We start from the raw sequence: 14,859 nt of genomic DNA on the forward strand, positions 1-14,859 counted from the left end.
GTGGCCGAGCGAAGCTCGGTCGGATGAGGGGTGTTGGAAGGATCGCTACCTCAACGGAATTAGCGTTTAGCGCTCCCGTCCCAATCTTCCCACGCCGCGTTTCTTCCAGCACCCCTCATCCGGCTCGGCGCTACGCGCCGATCCACCTTCTCCCACAAGGGGAGAAGGAAAAGTCCCCTCCCGCGTCAGAACGCGTCCATCTTGGCAGCGACCTTCGCGATGAATTTCGTCCGCGTCTCGTTCGTCGACAGGTTCATCGAGTAATGCGCGAGATAGGAGACCGACCCGCCAGGCTTGATGGTGGCGCGCAGCACCCGATTGACCAGCTTGCGCGGCGGGTCACCCATCAGCATGGCGCGGAATCGGCTGCCGCCATAGGTGGTGACCGCCGCCATCTTGCGAATATTGTGCAGCGACGGCTGCACCTTGCCGTCGACCAGCTTGAACGACACGCCGGGCAGGAAGACGCGATCGAAAAAGCCTTTCAAAATGGCCGGATAGCCGAAGTTCCACACCGGAAACGACAGCACCAGCGCCTCGGCCCGCAATAGGCGCTCGACATAAGCCGCCACCGGATCGCCGTCGCTGCGTTCGTCGTGGTAGGACAGCCGCTCGGCCCGCGTCAGCCTGGGATCGAAACCCTCGGCATAGAGATCGCAGTCGTCGACGACATGGCCGGCGGCCTTCAGCCGCTCGACGATGGTCCGGTGCAGATCGGCGTTGAAGCTGGTCTCGACCGGATGAGCGTAGAGGAGGAGGACGTTCACAGGAGAACATCTCGCAAGTCGGCGCCAAGCACCCCCCTCTGCCCTGCCGGGCATCTTCCCCTCAAGTGGGGAGATCGGCTGTCAGTATCGCTTTCGCCAGTTGACGACGTTGGAAGATGGTCGAGACGATGGAACTGCCAATCTCCCCCCTTGAGGGGGAGATGCCAAGTGGTGGCAAAGAGGGCAGGCCAGAGGGTGGTACAGCGCCACACGCCCGTCATCGTCTCAACCCGCCTTCTCCAGTCCCTTGAACAGAAACGACTTGCCTGAGCGATAATCATAGTCCGGGTTTTCCCAGGCGATCATCTTGCCGGGATTGAGCAGCCCTTGCGGGTCGGTCTCGCGTTTGAACGCAAGCTGCACCTCGTCGGTCCGCTTCATGCCGCCTTCTTCCAGCGTGTAGCGGTGCGGGTTGAAGATCCAGCAGCCATTATCCTCGTGGATGCGGATGATCTCGTCCAGCCGCTCCGCCGTGGTGAAGCGGACCAGCGGCAGCCCGGCGATGCCGATGGCGCCGTCGAAGCGGATGAACTCGAGATGCGCCGGCACCTCGTCGCCGAAGCGGTCGACCATCGCCTTGACGTGGCCGAGGTGGTCCGGCGACGGATAGCGGGTCTGCAGATAGGTGATCGTCGGATCGACCCGGATGGCACGCAGCGTCGTGTGGTTCCAGGTCAGCTCATAGGCCGGCGGCAGCCCTTTGAGATCGGCCTCCTTGTCGGCACGAAAGACGATCTCGCCCTTGCTGCGCGACGTGAAGGCAAGGAAAGCATCCATCGCATGCGGCGCGATCATCAGGACGACGATGCTTTGGCCGCGCCGGAAAAACCGCTGGTGGCGCTTGAAGTAATCGTAGGGGATGGGTGCTGCGATCGGTGTGATCAGTTTCGCCAGGATGCCGTCCTGGATGGCGAGATCGTTGCCGAAGCCGGCCGCATCCATGAAATCGTCGAAGCCGACGATGACGTCGATCCAGTCATAGCTGGCGGTCAGCGGCATCTCGACTTCGGTGATGATGCCGTTGGTGCCGTAGGCGTGCATCACCTTCAGCACGTCCTCGCCGGTGAGCTCCATGACCCGCGGCTGTGCCTCCATCGTCACGGTCCTCAGCCGGATGACGTTGCCGAGGTCGCGCAGTCCGCCCCAGCGGATCGAGCCGATACCGCCGGAGCCGCCGGCGACGAAGCCGCCGATCGATGCGGTGTTGTAGGTCGACGGCGACATGCGGAGCTCCTGGCCGGAATGCGCCCGCGTCGCTCTGTCGATGTCGGCGAGCACGGCGCCGGGGCCGGTGACGACACGGCCGGGGGCGATCGTCTTGACCGCGTTCATTTCGGCGAGATTGAGCACCACGCCGCCGGACAGCGGCATCGCCTGCCCGTAATTGCCGGTGCCACTGCCGCGCGGCGTCACCGGCACGCCATGCCGGTGACAGGCGGCGAGAATGCGGACGACCTCGTCTTCGGTTTTCGGCGTCACGATCAGGTCGCCGGTGACGTGCTCGAGCTGCTGCTTCAGCACCGGGCTGTACCAGTAGAAATCGCGGCTCTTCTGCTGGACGATCGCCGGATGGTCGTCGATCTTCAAACCGTCCAGGTCGCGCTTGAGCGCCGCAATATCCATCATTCCACCATCAGATCATCGAGTTCGGCATAATCGGGCAGCTGGCGCTCGATCGCCCGGCCGTCGCGTACAACGATGCGATCCGATTCGGGCCGTGACAGCAATTCCGTCCAGCTCCGCCCCTTGAAGACGACGAAATCGGCCGGCGCTCCGGCGGCAAGCGGGCCGAAACCATCGAGCCGCATCACCTTGGCCGGCGTTGCGGTGACAGCTTGCGGCCAGTCCGCGACGGGATGGTCTAGATGCAGGATGCGCGTCGCCATGCGATAGACCTCCAGCATGTCGAGATCGCCATAGGCGTAGAACGGGTCGCGCGTATTGTCGGAGGCGACGGCGACGGCAATGCCGCGCGCCTTCATCTCGTGCAGCAGCGTCACCCCGCGCCAGCGCGGCGTTGTCCTGTCGCCTCGCCGGTCCTGCAGATAGAGATTGCACATCGGCAGCGACACCACCGCCAAGCCGGCCTTGGCGACCTTATCCAGCGTGTCGAGCACGTCGAGATCGGGCTGGCGTGCCAGCGAGCAGCAATGGCCGACCAGGATGTTCCCGTCAAAACCGTTCCAAAGGGCGGCTTCGGCGATTTTCTTCAGCGAGATCGCCGAGACATCGTCGGTCTCGTCGGCATGGAAATCGAGGTCGAGGCCATGCTTGATCGCCTGCGCAAACACCTGGTCGAGCAGTTCTTCGAGGTCCGGCACCATATAGGTGACGACGCCGAGCACGCCCTTGGCGGCAGCCACGCGCTTGGCCAGCCTCTCGAACCATTTCCTGTCGCGCACGCCTTCGATGCCGAGCAGGCAGGCCGCCTGCAGCTCGATGCGGCCGCGCCATTTCTCCCGCATCGTCTCGAACACCGGCCAGGAGATCTCTTCCTGCGGCGCAACGCTGTCGAGATGCGTGCGCAGCGCCCTGGTGCCGTGCGCGTAGGCGCAGCGCAGCGAAAAATCCATGCGGCGGGCAACGTCGTCGGCGCTCCAGCGCGCCGCGCGGTCGGCGCCGGTGGCGCTCAAAGCGCCCATGAAGGTGCCGTCCGGGTTGGGCTTTCGGGGCCAGATATGGCCCTTGTCGATATGGGTGTGGCAGTCGACAAAGCACGGCAGCACGATGCGGCCGCCGAGGTCGACGGCGTCCGCCGGTGCGTTGGATCGATGCGCCGCAATGCTGGAAATCCTGCCGTCGGCGACCGCGATATCTGCGAGTGCAAAACCGTCGGCGTCGGAAGGAGCGGCAAGGCCGGGCGTCAGGGAGGCGTGAAGCCGGACCTTGGAGAGATAGTAGGAACCAGAAGCTGGTATCAAGGCGTACCCCCCTCTGTCCTGCCCTCTTTACCACTACTTGGCATCTCCCCCTCAAGGGGGGAGATTGGCAGCCTCGCCCATGGCGCTCGTCTTGCAACGTTGGCGATTAGCGAAATCCTGGATAGCATCCAATCTCCCCCCTTGAGGGGGAGATGTCCGGCAGGACAGAGGGGGGTGCTGGCGCTGCCCACCATCACCGCTCCTGCCTCAGCGCGCTCTCGTGCCAGCGCCGCAAAAGGAGATGCGATACCAGCGACAGCACCAGGAAGATCAGGATGCCCGTGAGCGAGATCAGGATCAGCGCCGCGAACAGCCTTGGTGCGTTGAGCCGGTAGCCGGCCTCGATGATGCGCGAGGCGAGGCCGGACGACTGGCCGGTGGCGCCGGCGACGAACTCGGCCACCACCGCGCCGATCAGCGACAGGCCGCCGGCGATCTTCAGCCCGCCGAGGAAATAAGGCATCGCCGCCGGCAGCCGCAGATAGCGCAATTGCTGCCAGCGGGTGGCGCCGTTGAGCTTGAACATGTCGCGCAAATTGCGGTCGACGGAGTTGAGGCCGAGCGTGGTGTTGGAGAGGATCGGGAAGAAGGCGACGATCCAGGCACAAAGCAAAAGCTTCGTCGTCTGGTTGTCGACATAGATGTTGATCAGCGGAAAGATCGCGACGATCGGCGTCACCTGCAGCACGATGGCGAAGGGAAAGAACGACATCTCCACCCATTTCGACTGAGCGAACAGCACTGCCAGCCCGACACCGCCGACCACGGCGAGAAGCAGGCTCAAGAAGGTGATCCTGAGTGTCACCAGCAGCGAGGAGAACAGCAGCCCGGCATCGTCGTGCAGCGTTTGCAGCACCACGCCGGGGCGCGGCAGTATGTATTTCGGGATGTCGTTCCAGACGCAGACGCGGTCCCACAGCCAGATCGCCAGGATCATGATCGCCAGCGGCAGCAGCCATCTGCCGATGCGCTCGAAGCGCTCCTGGCGGACGCGGCGCGCCTCCTCCGGGTCGAGCGCCGGGATCTGTTCTTCAATGGCCGTCATGATGCGGTCCGGCAGTTGAGTTGATGGCGCCGATCAGCACGTCGGATGCCTGGCGGCAGAGCGCGGCATAGTCGGGCGAGGTGCGAAACGCCTCGTCGCGCGGATAGGATGCATCGACGGCAAGGTCGGCAAACACCCGGCCCGGCCGCGCCGCCATGACGACGATGCGGTTGGAGAGGAATACGCTTTCGAAGACGCTGTGGGTGACGAAAACGACGGTAAAACGCTCATCCTGCCATAGCTCCAGAAGATCGTTGTTGAGCTTGAAGCGGGTGATCTCGTCGAGTGCCGCGAACGGCTCGTCCATCAACAGAATGCGCGGCTTGGTCACCATGGCGCGGGCGATCGAGACGCGCATCTTCATGCCGCCCGACAGTTCGCGCGGCACCGCCTTCTCGAAGCCGGTCAGGTGAACCCGCGCCAGCATCTCCATCACCGCCGGCGCCGCCTTGGCACGCGACACGCCCTTCAGCCGCAGCGGCAGCCAGACATTGTCGAAGACGTCGGCCCAGGGCAGCAGCGTCGGCTCCTGGAAGACGAAGCCGATATTTGAACGGTCGCCGATATTCGAACGCTCGAGGGCGCCGCTGCCGCGCCAGTCGAGCACACCCGAGGTCGGCGTCGACAGGCCGGCAATCAGCCGCAGCGCCGTCGACTTGCCGCAGCCCGACGGTCCGAGCAGGCTGAGGAAATCGCCTTCCCGGATCGTCAGCTCGACATTGCTGAGCGCGGTGACGCCGTTGGAAAAAACCTTGCCGACGCCACGCAGCGCCAACAGCGTCGGCCCCGATACGCTTCCTGGCTGTTGCGCCACTTTCTCCAGCTTCACGGCCTACTTCTTCAGGTCGAGCCCGACGCTCTTGTTGACGAAGGCCAGCGTGTAGGCCTTCTTGATGTCGATGCCCGCCGGCGTGACCTTGGCCTTGACCATCTTGTCGTAAAAACTCTGGATGCGCGCATCGGTCATGGCGCCGATGCCGAGCTTTTCGCTGTCGCCGGAATCGACCACGCCGAACTTCTTCAGCTGCTCGATCGAGAAAGCGATCTGCTCATCCGTCATATCCGGATTTTCCTTCTTGATCATCTCGTTGGCGGCCTTGTTGTCGCCGTAGAGATAATTGTACCAGCCCTTGGCCGAGCCATCGACGAAGCACTGGACCACCTCGGGCCGCTTGTCGACCGTCTCCTGCATGGTCTCGACCGTCGTTGCATATGTGTCCCAGCCATAGTCGGCCAGCAGGAACTGGTTCGGCGTGAAACCGCCCTGCTTCTGGACGGCGAATGGCTCCGAGGTGACGTAACCCTGCTGGATCGACTTCTTGTTGGCGATGAACGGCGCCGGATTGAAGGTGTAGGGCGCGCGCTTGGCGGCATCGAAGCCGAGGTCGGTGACCATCCACTGGAAGAAGGTCTGCGCACCTTCGTCGCCGAGGATGTACTGCTCGGCGTTCTTCAGGTCTTCCCATTTGTCCAGCCCCTGCCCGGGATGGGACATGATGACCTGCGGGTCCTTCTGGAAGTCGGCCGCCACGACGCGCATCGGTATGCCTTGCTGCACGGCATCGAAGGCCGACAGCAGATTGCCGCCCATGTAAAAATCGATCTTGCCGGCCAGCAGCAGCGGCCGGCCGCTGACCTGTGGGCCGCCCTGCATGATCGTCACGTCGATGCCGCAGGCGGCATAGGTGCCGTCCACCACGGCCTGGTAGTAACCCCCATGCTCCGGCTCAGCCAGCCAGTTGGTGCCGAAGGTGACTTTTTCGTTCGCTGCCGCGGCAAGCGTGCCTGCGCCAAGCAGCACGATCGCGCCCGCCGAAATCTTGAGTTTTCCGTACATCCACACCACCCTTTGTTCGCTCCGGCGCGTCACGCGCCGGGCTCGACACCATTGTTTCAAGAAGCAAGACACATGCCACCGGCGCGTTGCGCCGGGACCGCCCGCTTGTGCAATGCCCGCCTGAGCAATGGCGGCGCGAAGGCCGGACGGGTCATGCTGTACGAAAGGCATCGTGCCTATTTTTTGATCGCCTGTCCACAATCGCCCTCGTGACATGCACCGCCATCTTGATGCCCGCATCGATCCCGCTTTAGGCTGCCGTGAACGGAGATTGCCATGTTCAAATTTCTCACGCCGAAGTCGATCAAGCCGCCCTTCGCCCGCTACAGCCATGGCGTCGAACTGCCGCCCGGCAAGCGGCTGGTGCTGTGTTCGGGCCAGGTCGCAATCACCCCGGACGACCAGATCCCCGAGGAGGCCGGCGCACAGGCCGAGCTTTGTTTCCGGAACATATCGGCGATTCTCGGCGAGGCCGGGCTCGGCCTGTCCGACATCGTCCGCATCAACGCCTACGTCACCGACCGCGCCTTCCTGCGCCCCTATATGGAGGTTCGCGACCGGCTGTTCGCCGGCCCGGCGCCGGCCTCGACGCTGATGATCGTGTCCGGTTTTGCCCGGCCGGAATTCAAGGTCGAGATCGAGGTCATCGCGGCGGGATGATCGACAGCCGATCGTTCCCGCGTTAGGTCTGGGCTTGTCGGTTCAAGAGGGCATGACATGACCGCTGCAAAAAAACGCGTATGGTGGGGTGACTACCGGACCACCGAATACGCGACCGTCGATCCTGAGGCGACCATTGCCGTTCTGCCGCTGGCGGCGATTGAGCAGCACGGCCCGCATCTGCCGGTCTCGACCGACACCTCGATCATGAACGGCATGCTGGAAACGGTGATCGCGCGCCTGCCCGGCGATCTCGACATCCGCATCCTGCCGGTCCAGGCGGTAGGCAAGTCGAACGAGCATTTGCATGCGCCGGGCACCCTCACTTTGCCGGCGACGACCTTGGTCGAGGCGTGGACCGAACTTGGCCTGTCGGTCGCGCGCGCCGGCGTCCGAAAACTGATTGTCGTCAACTCGCATGGCGGCAATGAGGAGATCATGGGCATCGTCACCCGCGAATTGCGTGTGCGGGCAAAGATGCTGGCGGTAAAGACCAGCTGGCAACGCTTTGGCCGGCCGGCCGGCATGTACACCGAGCTCGAGGACCGCCACGGCATCCATGGCGGCGACGTCGAGACCTCGCTGATGCTGCACTTCCGGCCCGACCTCGTCGATATGGGGAAGGCCGACAATTTCGTGTCCAAGGTCGCCCGCGCCGAAAAGGAATTTTCGCTGCTGCGCCACACCGGAACGCACGCCTTCGCCTGGATCGCCAGCGATCTCAACCCGAATGGCGTGGTCGGCGACGCCAGCATTGCCACCGCCGAAAAAGGCCGGCTGACCGCCGAACATCAGGCCGACGGCTTCATCGGCCTGCTGAGGGACGTGGGCAAGGCAAAGCTGGCGGATTGGTTGGCGTAGGTGTTTGATCCCACCACCTCAGGCCTCGCTCACGAGGGGCGATTCCATTCGCGCGCGAGGATCCTCACTTCACCTCTTGAAGCGGCGACACCGTGTAGATTTCGTCGAGTATCTTCACCATCAAGGTGTTGGCGGTCGCCTGGCCGTCGAGCGCGAGAGTCAGGTTGGTCCATATGACCAGGGTGACATCATTGGCCGGATCGTAGCCCATGAAGGACTGGTAACCGGGCATCTCGCCTTCGTGATAGTAGATTTCGTTAGGCCCGAAGGTCAGCGTTAGGATGCCATAGCCGTATTTTTGCATGGCGGGTTCGCCCGGCTCCGGCGCCTCAGGGCTTGCAAGCCACTGCCGCTGGAAGTCGGCATTGAAGAGCTTGCCCCCGACCAGCGCGCGCATCCAGGTCGCGAGGTCATCCGCGGTGGAGATGACTCCGCCAGCCGCAAAGTAGGCGGACGGGTTCTGCCATGTGTCGTCGTTGGGCTTGAGCGTTCCCGCCCTGGCCGCAGCCTGGAGGTCGTCCGGATAGGGCGCATCAGCCAGGGCGTACGAAGTACTGCCGTAGAGATAGCCGTTTGAGTATGGCTCGGGGATGGCGTTCGACGTGCTCGGCGGCAAAGCGGTGTTCTTCATGCCGAGCGGCCCGAACAGGCGGTCCCGGAAGATGGTCGAGAGCGGCTTGCCGTCGATCTTCTCGGCAACAAGGCCGAGCAGATAGTAGTTGGTGTTGTTGTACTCGAATTCGGCACCCGGCGCGAAGTCCGGCGGCCGTTTGAACGCCATGCCGAGTACTTCATCAGCGGTCCATACCCTGTAAGGATACTTGTCCAGGCTTTCGGCAAGTTCCGGCGCATCGGTGAAGTTAGGGAGGCCGCTCCGCATTGTTATGAGCTGCCGAATGGTTATCTCGTCGCCGTTGGGAACGCGCTGGACGTATTTCGAGATCAGATCGGCGAAGCTCAGTTTCCCCTCCTGCACCAGTTGCACGATGACAGCGGCGGTCATCGTCTTGGTGTTCGAGGCCGCACGGAAGTGGGTATCGGCGCGCGGCGGGTTCGTGGCACCCAGTTCAGTCGTACCATAGCCGAAGACGAGGTTGCCCCGCGGAGTCTTGAGCAAAACCATGGCACCGGGCAGCATAAGTTCCTTGGCCAAACCCTCGACAGTGGCTTGGAGCGCTGCCAGGTCGATCGACTTGAGAGCCGGCATGGACGCGGCCATGGCGCTGCCTGTCGCGCAGACCACGCCAACAACGATGGCCAAAATTCTCCCGATCATCATTCGCCCCTTGGCCGTGTCCTAGAACTCCTGCGCACTTTTCCTGGAATTTGTTTTTAGGCTCAGATTTTCAATTCGAACGGCGTGCCTTCGAAAGCATCCGCGCCGCGCCCGATCGCCTGGATCGCTTCGATCATCCGGCCCCTGCGATCGAGCAGTGCGTCGGCAATTGCGATCAGCCGCGGATTGGGTGTCGCCGTGGGCGACAGCGCGCGCAGCGTCTCGGCCAACTCGGCCTCGTCGCGCTTCGGCGCCAGCGCTGCCGCGATGATATAGGCCGAGGCGGTCGAACGGCTGATGCCGGCATAGCAATGCACCACCAGCGGCCGCGAGCGATCCCATTGGCGGGCGAAATCGAGCAGGTTCAAGACATGCTCCTCGCCCGGCATGGTCATGCCCTCCTGTGCCACCGCAATGTCGTGCATGACCAGATGCAGATGGTTTTCCCTGGTGATCGAGGCCGGTCGCATCACCTCCGTTCCGGCGGCGAGCAGCGAAAGCAGCCGCTCGGCCCCGGTCCTTGCCACCGTTTCCTCGATTTTTGCCAGGGAACAAACATGGATCATCGCGAAGTCTCCTTGGCCCCATCGTCGCGCCGCGAGGCCCAGCCGGCAAGTGCCGATTCGAGCCGCCGCCATTCTTCGTCGGCTCCCGGCAGGCCGGCGCGCAGCACAGCCGGACGATCGGCGAAATGCCGAAGCAGGATGCCGCGCTGGCCGAGCACCGAAAACAGGCCGGCGGCGCCCGCCAGCCTGATATAGCGGAACAACGCGGTGCCACCGACGACAGGCACGCCGAAGCGGCCGAACAGCGTATCGAGCCGTGCGGCATCCTCGGCCAGACGGCGCCGCATCCCGGCCTGCCAGCCGGTATCGGCAAGCGCCCTTATGCCATATTCGAGCGCCGGCCCGGCAACCGCCCATGGCCCGAATTGCGCCTCCAGCCGCTCGACCGTCAGCGCATCGGCCAGTGCAAAGCCGAGCCGCAGGCCGGCCAGGCCGAAGAACTTGCCGAACGAACGCAGCACGACGATGCCGCCCTGGTCGACGTCGCCGGCCAGGCTTTCGCTGCGCGGGCCGACATCCATGAAGGCCTCGTCGACGACCAGCAGCCCACCTCTGGCGCGTAATGTCCCGGCAAGTCGAAGCAATCTTTCGCGCTCGACGACGCGCCCGTCCGGGTTGTTGGGATTGACGACGACGGCAAGGTCGGCCGCCGCCAGGGCTTCGAAATCATCGACTTCAGCCGCCGCATGGCCGGCGATCGCCGCTGCCCGCCGATGCTCGGCATAAGTCGGCCCGAGCACCAGCGCCGTGCCCGGGCTGACCAGGGAAGCGACGCGCGGCAACAGAATCTGCGTGCCGGGCGCCGCCGCGACATTCGCCGCCGACGGGGCGCCATAGGCGCTTGCCGCGCGTTCAGCCAAGTCGCGGCTGCGCGCTGTTTCCGGCAATCGCGACAGGGCGGTGGCGGGCAAATCGAAAAGCGGGTAGGAGTGCGGATTGATCCCGGTCGAGAGGTCGACGAAAGGCAGCGGCGCGTGAGGGAAAAGCGCCCTCGCCCGGCCAAGGCTTCCGCCGTGGTCCACTGCCGCCGTCACTCCATCAAGAGACTTCATGCCGATCCTGATCACTTTCCTGTCGCTGGCCATCGAACTTGTACTCGGCTACCCGGCCCGGCTCTTCGATGCCATTGGCCATCCCGTCACCTGGTTCGGCAGGCTGATATCCTTTCTCGACCGCAGGCTCAACCGCGCCACTGATTCCGACGCGGACCGTCGCTGCTGGGGCGTCGTCGCGCTGCTGGTGATCGTGCTGGTGCCGGCCGCCCTCGCCCTCTGGCTCGAAACCTTGCTTTGGAGCATTCCACTCGGCTTGTTGGTCACCGCAATCCTGGCGATGTCGCTGCTGTCGCAGAAGAGCCTGGCCGAGCATGTCGAAGCGGTCGCCGACGCCCTCGACAGCGGCGGACTGGATATGGGCCGCATTGCCGTCTCGCGGATCGTCGGTCGCGACCCGGAAAAGCTCGACAGGGCCGCTGTCTGCCGCGCCGCGATCGAAAGCCTGGCCGAGAATTTCTCCGACGGCGTCGTCGCGCCGGCCTTCTGGCTCGGTATCGGCGGGCTCGCCGGCGGCGTCGCCTACAAGGCCGCCAACACCGCCGATTCGATGATCGGCCACCGCACTCCGCGCCACGAAGCCTTCGGCTGGGCGGCTGCGCGCTTCGACGACTGGATCAATCTGCCGGCGTCGCGGCTGACGGCTCTTCTGATCGTACTCGCCGCTTTCCTGGTCAAGGGCGCCGACGCCAAGGGCGCCTGGCACGCCGTGCGGCGCGATGCGAAAAAACACCGCTCGCCCAATGCCGGCTGGCCGGAAGCAGCGATGGCCGGCGCGCTCGGCCTGGCGCTCGCCGGCCCCCGTTCCTACGACGGCGTCATGGTCGAAGACGCGTTGATGGGCGAAGGCGGCCGGCACGATGATGTCGAGAGCACCGACATCCGACGGGCGCTGAAACTCTACCGCGTCGCCGACTTACTGCTGATCGCGCTGTTCGGCGTGGTCGCGGTGGTTGTTATCTTGGCGTGATCTGCGCTCGAGATCGAGCGGAAACAAAAAACCCGCCAAGCGACGGGTCGTTGGAGCCCAATTAGCACCATACCGAAATTAGTAGCATAGCCGCCGGCACAAAGCAAGAACAAAATAAGGCTACGCCTCAAATAATCGCGTCAGGTCGGCGCCGCCCCTCACCCTTACCATTCCAGGGGCGAGCCGCTTCGTGCGGCTTTCCCTTCTCCCCTTGTGGGAGAAGGTGGCCGCGAAGCGGCCGGATGAGGGGTGTTCCAGCTTGGCACCAACAGCGCTCCGGCCAGCACCCCTCAACCGTCTTGGCGCTGCGCGCCAATCCACCTTCTCCCACAAGGGGAGAAGGAAGAAGAGGCGCCAGCACCAGCCCTCAGAACTCAATCCCTTGCTGCGCCTTCACGCCGGCGGAGAAGTGGTGCTTGGTCACGCCCATCTCGGTGACCAGATCGGCCGCCTCGACCAATACCGGTTTGGCGTTGCGGCCGGTGACGACGACATGCAGGCCTTCGCGACGCGCCTTCAGCGCCGCGACCACCTTTTCGAGATCGAGGTAGTCGTAGCGCAGCGCGATGTTCAGCTCGTCGAGCACCACGAGGCTGATCGACGGCTCGGCCATCAGCTCCAGCGCTTTCGCCCAGGCAGCCTCGGCCGCCGCGATGTCGCGCTTCAGGTCCTGTGTCTCCCAGGTAAAGCCTTCGCCCATGGCGTGCCAGACGACACGGTCGCCGAAGGCGGCAAAGGCGTCTTTCTCGCCGGTGTGCCATTTGCCCTTGATGAACTGAACGACGCCGACGCGCTTGCCATAGCCGAGCATCCTGAGCGCCAGCCCAAAGGCGGCCGTGGTCTTGCCCTTGCCCGGTCCGGTGTTGACGATCAGCAGCCCCTTCTCGACCGTCTTGGCCGCGACCTCGGCGTCCTGCACCGCCTTGCGCTTGGCCATCTTGGCGCGGTGGCGTTCCTCGTCCTTGGGATCGATAGTATCAGCCATGTCATTTCACCTTGAGCGGCAGCCCCGCCACCATCAAAAGCACGGTGCCGGCAACAGCCGCGACGTCCTGGTTCAGCCGGCCGGCGGCGTCGCGAAACCGTCTTGCCAGCGCATTGTCCGGCACGATGCCCTGGCCGACCTCGTTGGACACCACGAACCACGGCCCACGCGGCCGCGACAGCACATCGGCCAGCCTCCGGCATTCGGCCTCGACATCATGGTCGGCCAGCATATGGTTGGTCAGCCACAGCGTCAGGCAGTCGATCAGCACCGGCTGGCCGTCAGGCAGCGCTCCGATCGCGCCGGCAAGGTCGAGCGGCGCATCGATGGTCGTCCAGCCGGCGCCGCGGCGCGAGCGGTGCAGCGCGATGCGCTGGCGCATCTCGTCGTCATAGGCTTGCGCCGTGGCGATATAGCTCCAAGGCGGCGGACAGGCCGTTACCAGGCTCTCGGCATGCGCGCTCTTTCCGGCCCGCGCACCGCCGATGACCAGGGTCAGTGCCCCGGCAGCGCGGTCAGGCAAAGCTGTCGCGCAGGCTGGTCGCCGTGCCCGTGAAGCGTCCACGCACCACGCCGACGACCGCGCCGAGCACCAGCCAGAACACCAGATTGGTCAGCGTCACCGCCACCACGAACTGGTGGTGCAGGTCTTCCGGGATCGCCGTCTCGAAGCTATCGGGCTGCGGCGCGCCGACGATATGCGGCGCAACGATCAACGCCACGGCAAGAGCCACCAGCGGCAGCGATCTGCGGAAGACGATAAGGCCGAGACCGGCCGCTGTCGCCACCACTGTTGCCCACCACCATATCTGGCGTTGGACAAGGTCGGCCGCCGGCATCGCCGGCAGTTCCGGCGGCAGGCCGAGGCCCGGCGCCAGCGTGAACGCGGCAAAGCCGGCCAGCCCCCAGAACAGGCCCTGGCGCCAATTGCCGATGCCGCCGGCGAATTCCGAAACCGCAACCAGGACCAGCGCAAAGCCGATGCCGGTGACGATATTGGCAACGACGCTGAAGCCGAAGCGCTCGAAACCGTCCGCCGGCGCCCAGCCTTCGTCCTCAGCCGGAGCCATTGCTTCAGCCGGTGCCGGCGCGGCGCTGCTCATAGCCGTCGTGCCCGCAGCGTTTTCAGCCGGTGTCGCAGGTGCCGCGGCATGGTCATGGCCGCCGCCGGCCTGTTCGTAGACTTCCGCCTTCAGGATGAGCGGCACCGTGGCATAGGCTTGCATGCAGGCGAGAGCCACGCCGGCCACAAGCCCTGCGATCGCCGCGATGAACACGACGTTGCGAAACAGTGTCATGATGTCAGCCCCTTGTTAGTGGCAGGGAAAGCCCATCGAATGGCGATAGTCGTGCGCGGCATTGTGGACCGCATCGATATGCGAGAAGCCGACAAAGCCCATGACGAAAATGCCGAGGAATGCAGCAAGCGCCAGCTGCATGAGACGCGACTGCGAGGAGGCGGAAGCGCCGAGCGAAACGGAAGCGGTATTCATGTCTTGTCCTTTCGCCCTCCACCCGAGGGCATAGAAGTCAGTTTCCTGTCGCCGGCAGGTCTCCTGGCTCGCGGATCAGCGCCCTTCCCCACCTTCCCGAAGGCGAACCTTCAGTGGCATATGGAGAGGACTACCGCACACAGTTGCGGGGGCAGCCACGGCATTGGGCAAACAACTTGCCCTCACCGCATTCCCTCTTGGTTCCAAACGGAACCGACGACATCAGCGACTATAGGCAGAATCGCCGCGCCCGGCAAACCAAATTCCGCCGGATCGTGTGGCGAATGCGCCGCCTCGCCAAGCCCGGTCGGCCGGCGCCGCGATTGACAATTTTCGCAGCCGGGTGTCGGCTGGCGGATGGGGAGGAAGCCGGCATGCAACCCAGCCCGAATGAGCGCGGTCCCTACAACGGCCTGACGCGGGCCG

General features: G+C 64.4%; 16 protein-coding genes and 1 riboswitch. Of the genes, 3 read left to right on the top strand and 13 right to left on the bottom strand.

From position 1 onward, the window contains the following. Window positions 1-185: 185 nt before the first annotated feature. From NKJ73_RS08140 to NKJ73_RS08165, 6 genes are all read right to left on the bottom strand, one after another. Window positions 186-767: an NAD(P)H-dependent oxidoreductase gene (locus NKJ73_RS08140; protein ID WP_352568964.1), complete on the bottom strand. Its 582-nt coding sequence runs from the start codon at window positions 765-767 to the stop codon at window positions 186-188. A gap of 225 nt (window positions 768-992) precedes the next feature. Beyond that, a complete protein-coding gene (locus NKJ73_RS08145) occupies window positions 993-2,393 on the bottom strand; it encodes an FAD-binding oxidoreductase (RefSeq protein ID WP_502905367.1) in 1,401 nt (466 codons plus the stop codon). Beyond that, window positions 2,390-3,688, bottom strand: coding sequence for a cytosine deaminase (locus NKJ73_RS08150; RefSeq protein ID WP_352568965.1), 1,299 nt, complete (start codon window positions 3,686-3,688; stop codon window positions 2,390-2,392). Before NKJ73_RS08150 ends, NKJ73_RS08145 begins: the two co-directional genes overlap by 4 nt. A 193-nt stretch (window positions 3,689-3,881) precedes the next feature. Continuing rightward, a complete protein-coding gene (locus NKJ73_RS08155; RefSeq protein WP_352454637.1) occupies window positions 3,882-4,733 on the bottom strand; it encodes an ABC transporter permease in 852 nt (283 codons plus the stop codon). Then, complete coding sequence (locus NKJ73_RS08160) at window positions 4,720-5,562, bottom strand: ABC transporter ATP-binding protein (protein WP_352568966.1); 843 nt, start codon at window positions 5,560-5,562, stop codon at window positions 4,720-4,722. Before NKJ73_RS08160 ends, NKJ73_RS08155 begins: the two co-directional genes overlap by 14 nt. Before the next feature lie 3 nt (window positions 5,563-5,565). Continuing rightward, window positions 5,566-6,570, bottom strand: coding sequence for an ABC transporter substrate-binding protein (locus tag NKJ73_RS08165; protein ID WP_352568967.1), 1,005 nt, complete (start codon window positions 6,568-6,570; stop codon window positions 5,566-5,568). 276 nt (window positions 6,571-6,846) lie between these two features. Here NKJ73_RS08165 and NKJ73_RS08170 point away from each other — a divergent pair, with 276 nt between their 5' ends. Together NKJ73_RS08170 and NKJ73_RS08175 are read left to right on the top strand one after the other, a co-directional pair. Further along, complete coding sequence (locus NKJ73_RS08170; protein ID WP_352568968.1) at window positions 6,847-7,230, top strand: RidA family protein; 384 nt, start codon at window positions 6,847-6,849, stop codon at window positions 7,228-7,230. A 57-nt stretch (window positions 7,231-7,287) separates the two neighbouring features. Then, complete coding sequence (locus NKJ73_RS08175; protein ID WP_352454642.1) at window positions 7,288-8,091, top strand: creatininase family protein; 804 nt, start codon at window positions 7,288-7,290, stop codon at window positions 8,089-8,091. A 64-nt stretch (window positions 8,092-8,155) separates the two neighbouring features. On the opposite strand, the gene NKJ73_RS08180 is transcribed toward NKJ73_RS08175, so the two are convergent. From NKJ73_RS08180 to cobD, 3 genes are all read right to left on the bottom strand, one after another. Next, window positions 8,156-9,310: a serine hydrolase domain-containing protein gene (locus NKJ73_RS08180; protein WP_352568969.1), complete on the bottom strand. Its 1,155-nt coding sequence runs from the start codon at window positions 9,308-9,310 to the stop codon at window positions 8,156-8,158. Window positions 9,311-9,429: 119 nt separating this feature from the next. Beyond that, entirely contained in the window at window positions 9,430-9,933 is a 504-nt protein-coding gene (locus NKJ73_RS08185) for a tyrosine phosphatase family protein (RefSeq protein WP_352568970.1), read from the bottom strand. After that, window positions 9,930-10,985 carry a threonine-phosphate decarboxylase CobD gene (gene cobD / locus NKJ73_RS08190; RefSeq protein WP_352568971.1) on the bottom strand — a complete coding sequence of 352 codons (1,056 nt, stop codon included), beginning with the start codon at window positions 10,983-10,985 and terminating at the stop codon, window positions 9,930-9,932. Before cobD ends, NKJ73_RS08185 begins: the two co-directional genes overlap by 4 nt. Here cobD and cbiB point away from each other — a divergent pair. Further along, a complete protein-coding gene (cbiB, locus tag NKJ73_RS08195; RefSeq protein WP_352568972.1) occupies window positions 10,984-11,955 on the top strand; it encodes an adenosylcobinamide-phosphate synthase CbiB in 972 nt (323 codons plus the stop codon). The genes cobD and cbiB overlap by 2 nt on opposite strands. A 367-nt stretch (window positions 11,956-12,322) precedes the next feature. Here cbiB and cobO read toward each other — a convergent pair whose 3' ends face one another. Genes cobO through NKJ73_RS08215 form a run of 4 tightly spaced genes read right to left on the bottom strand, consistent with a single transcriptional unit; the run spans window position 12,323 to window position 14,433 of the window. Then, on the bottom strand, window positions 12,323-12,940 hold the full coding sequence (gene cobO / locus NKJ73_RS08200; protein WP_352568974.1) for a cob(I)yrinic acid a,c-diamide adenosyltransferase: 618 nt from the start codon (window positions 12,938-12,940) through the stop codon (window positions 12,323-12,325). A 1-nt stretch (window position 12,941) separates the two neighbouring features. Then, window positions 12,942-13,463: a bifunctional adenosylcobinamide kinase/adenosylcobinamide-phosphate guanylyltransferase gene (gene cobU, locus NKJ73_RS08205; protein ID WP_352568975.1), complete on the bottom strand. Its 522-nt coding sequence runs from the start codon at window positions 13,461-13,463 to the stop codon at window positions 12,942-12,944. Further along, window positions 13,456-14,238: a CbtA family protein gene (locus tag NKJ73_RS08210; protein WP_352568976.1), complete on the bottom strand. Its 783-nt coding sequence runs from the start codon at window positions 14,236-14,238 to the stop codon at window positions 13,456-13,458. Before NKJ73_RS08210 ends, cobU begins: the two co-directional genes overlap by 8 nt. A 15-nt stretch (window positions 14,239-14,253) precedes the next feature. Next, on the bottom strand, window positions 14,254-14,433 hold the full coding sequence (locus NKJ73_RS08215; RefSeq protein ID WP_023676561.1) for a CbtB domain-containing protein: 180 nt from the start codon (window positions 14,431-14,433) through the stop codon (window positions 14,254-14,256). Window positions 14,434-14,469: 36 nt separating this feature from the next. Continuing rightward, a riboswitch (cobalamin riboswitch) is annotated at window positions 14,470-14,666 on the bottom strand. Window positions 14,667-14,859: the final 193 nt, after the last annotated feature.

This window comes from Mesorhizobium sp. M0074, assembly GCF_040322975.1.
Lineage (GTDB): Bacteria > Pseudomonadota > Alphaproteobacteria > Rhizobiales > Rhizobiaceae > Mesorhizobium.

Bases quoted from the DNA above. Each gene is read 5' to 3' on its own strand.
- NKJ73_RS08145 (WP_502905367.1), bottom strand. From the start codon at position 2,393: ATGATGGATATTGCGGCGCTCAAGCGCGACCTGGACGGTTTGAAGATC.
- NKJ73_RS08155 (WP_352454637.1), bottom strand. From the start codon at position 4,733: ATGACGGCCATTGAAGAACAGATCCCGGCGCTCGACCCGGAGGAGGCG.
- NKJ73_RS08165 (WP_352568967.1), bottom strand. From the start codon at position 6,570: ATGTACGGAAAACTCAAGATTTCGGCGGGCGCGATCGTGCTGCTTGGC.
- NKJ73_RS08170 (WP_352568968.1), top strand. From the start codon at position 6,847: ATGTTCAAATTTCTCACGCCGAAGTCGATCAAGCCGCCCTTCGCCCGC.
- NKJ73_RS08175 (WP_352454642.1), top strand. From the start codon at position 7,288: ATGACCGCTGCAAAAAAACGCGTATGGTGGGGTGACTACCGGACCACC.
- NKJ73_RS08180 (WP_352568969.1), bottom strand. From the start codon at position 9,310: ATGGCCGCGTCCATGCCGGCTCTCAAGTCGATCGACCTGGCAGCGCTC.
- NKJ73_RS08185 (WP_352568970.1), bottom strand. From the start codon at position 9,933: ATGATCCATGTTTGTTCCCTGGCAAAAATCGAGGAAACGGTGGCAAGG.
- cbiB (WP_352568972.1), top strand. From the start codon at position 10,984: ATGCCGATCCTGATCACTTTCCTGTCGCTGGCCATCGAACTTGTACTC.
- cobD (WP_352568971.1), bottom strand. From the start codon at position 10,985: ATGAAGTCTCTTGATGGAGTGACGGCGGCAGTGGACCACGGCGGAAGC.
- cobO (WP_352568974.1), bottom strand. From the start codon at position 12,940: ATGGCTGATACTATCGATCCCAAGGACGAGGAACGCCACCGCGCCAAG.
- NKJ73_RS08210 (WP_352568976.1), bottom strand. From the start codon at position 14,238: ATGACACTGTTTCGCAACGTCGTGTTCATCGCGGCGATCGCAGGGCTT.
- NKJ73_RS08215 (WP_023676561.1), bottom strand. From the start codon at position 14,433: ATGAATACCGCTTCCGTTTCGCTCGGCGCTTCCGCCTCCTCGCAGTCG.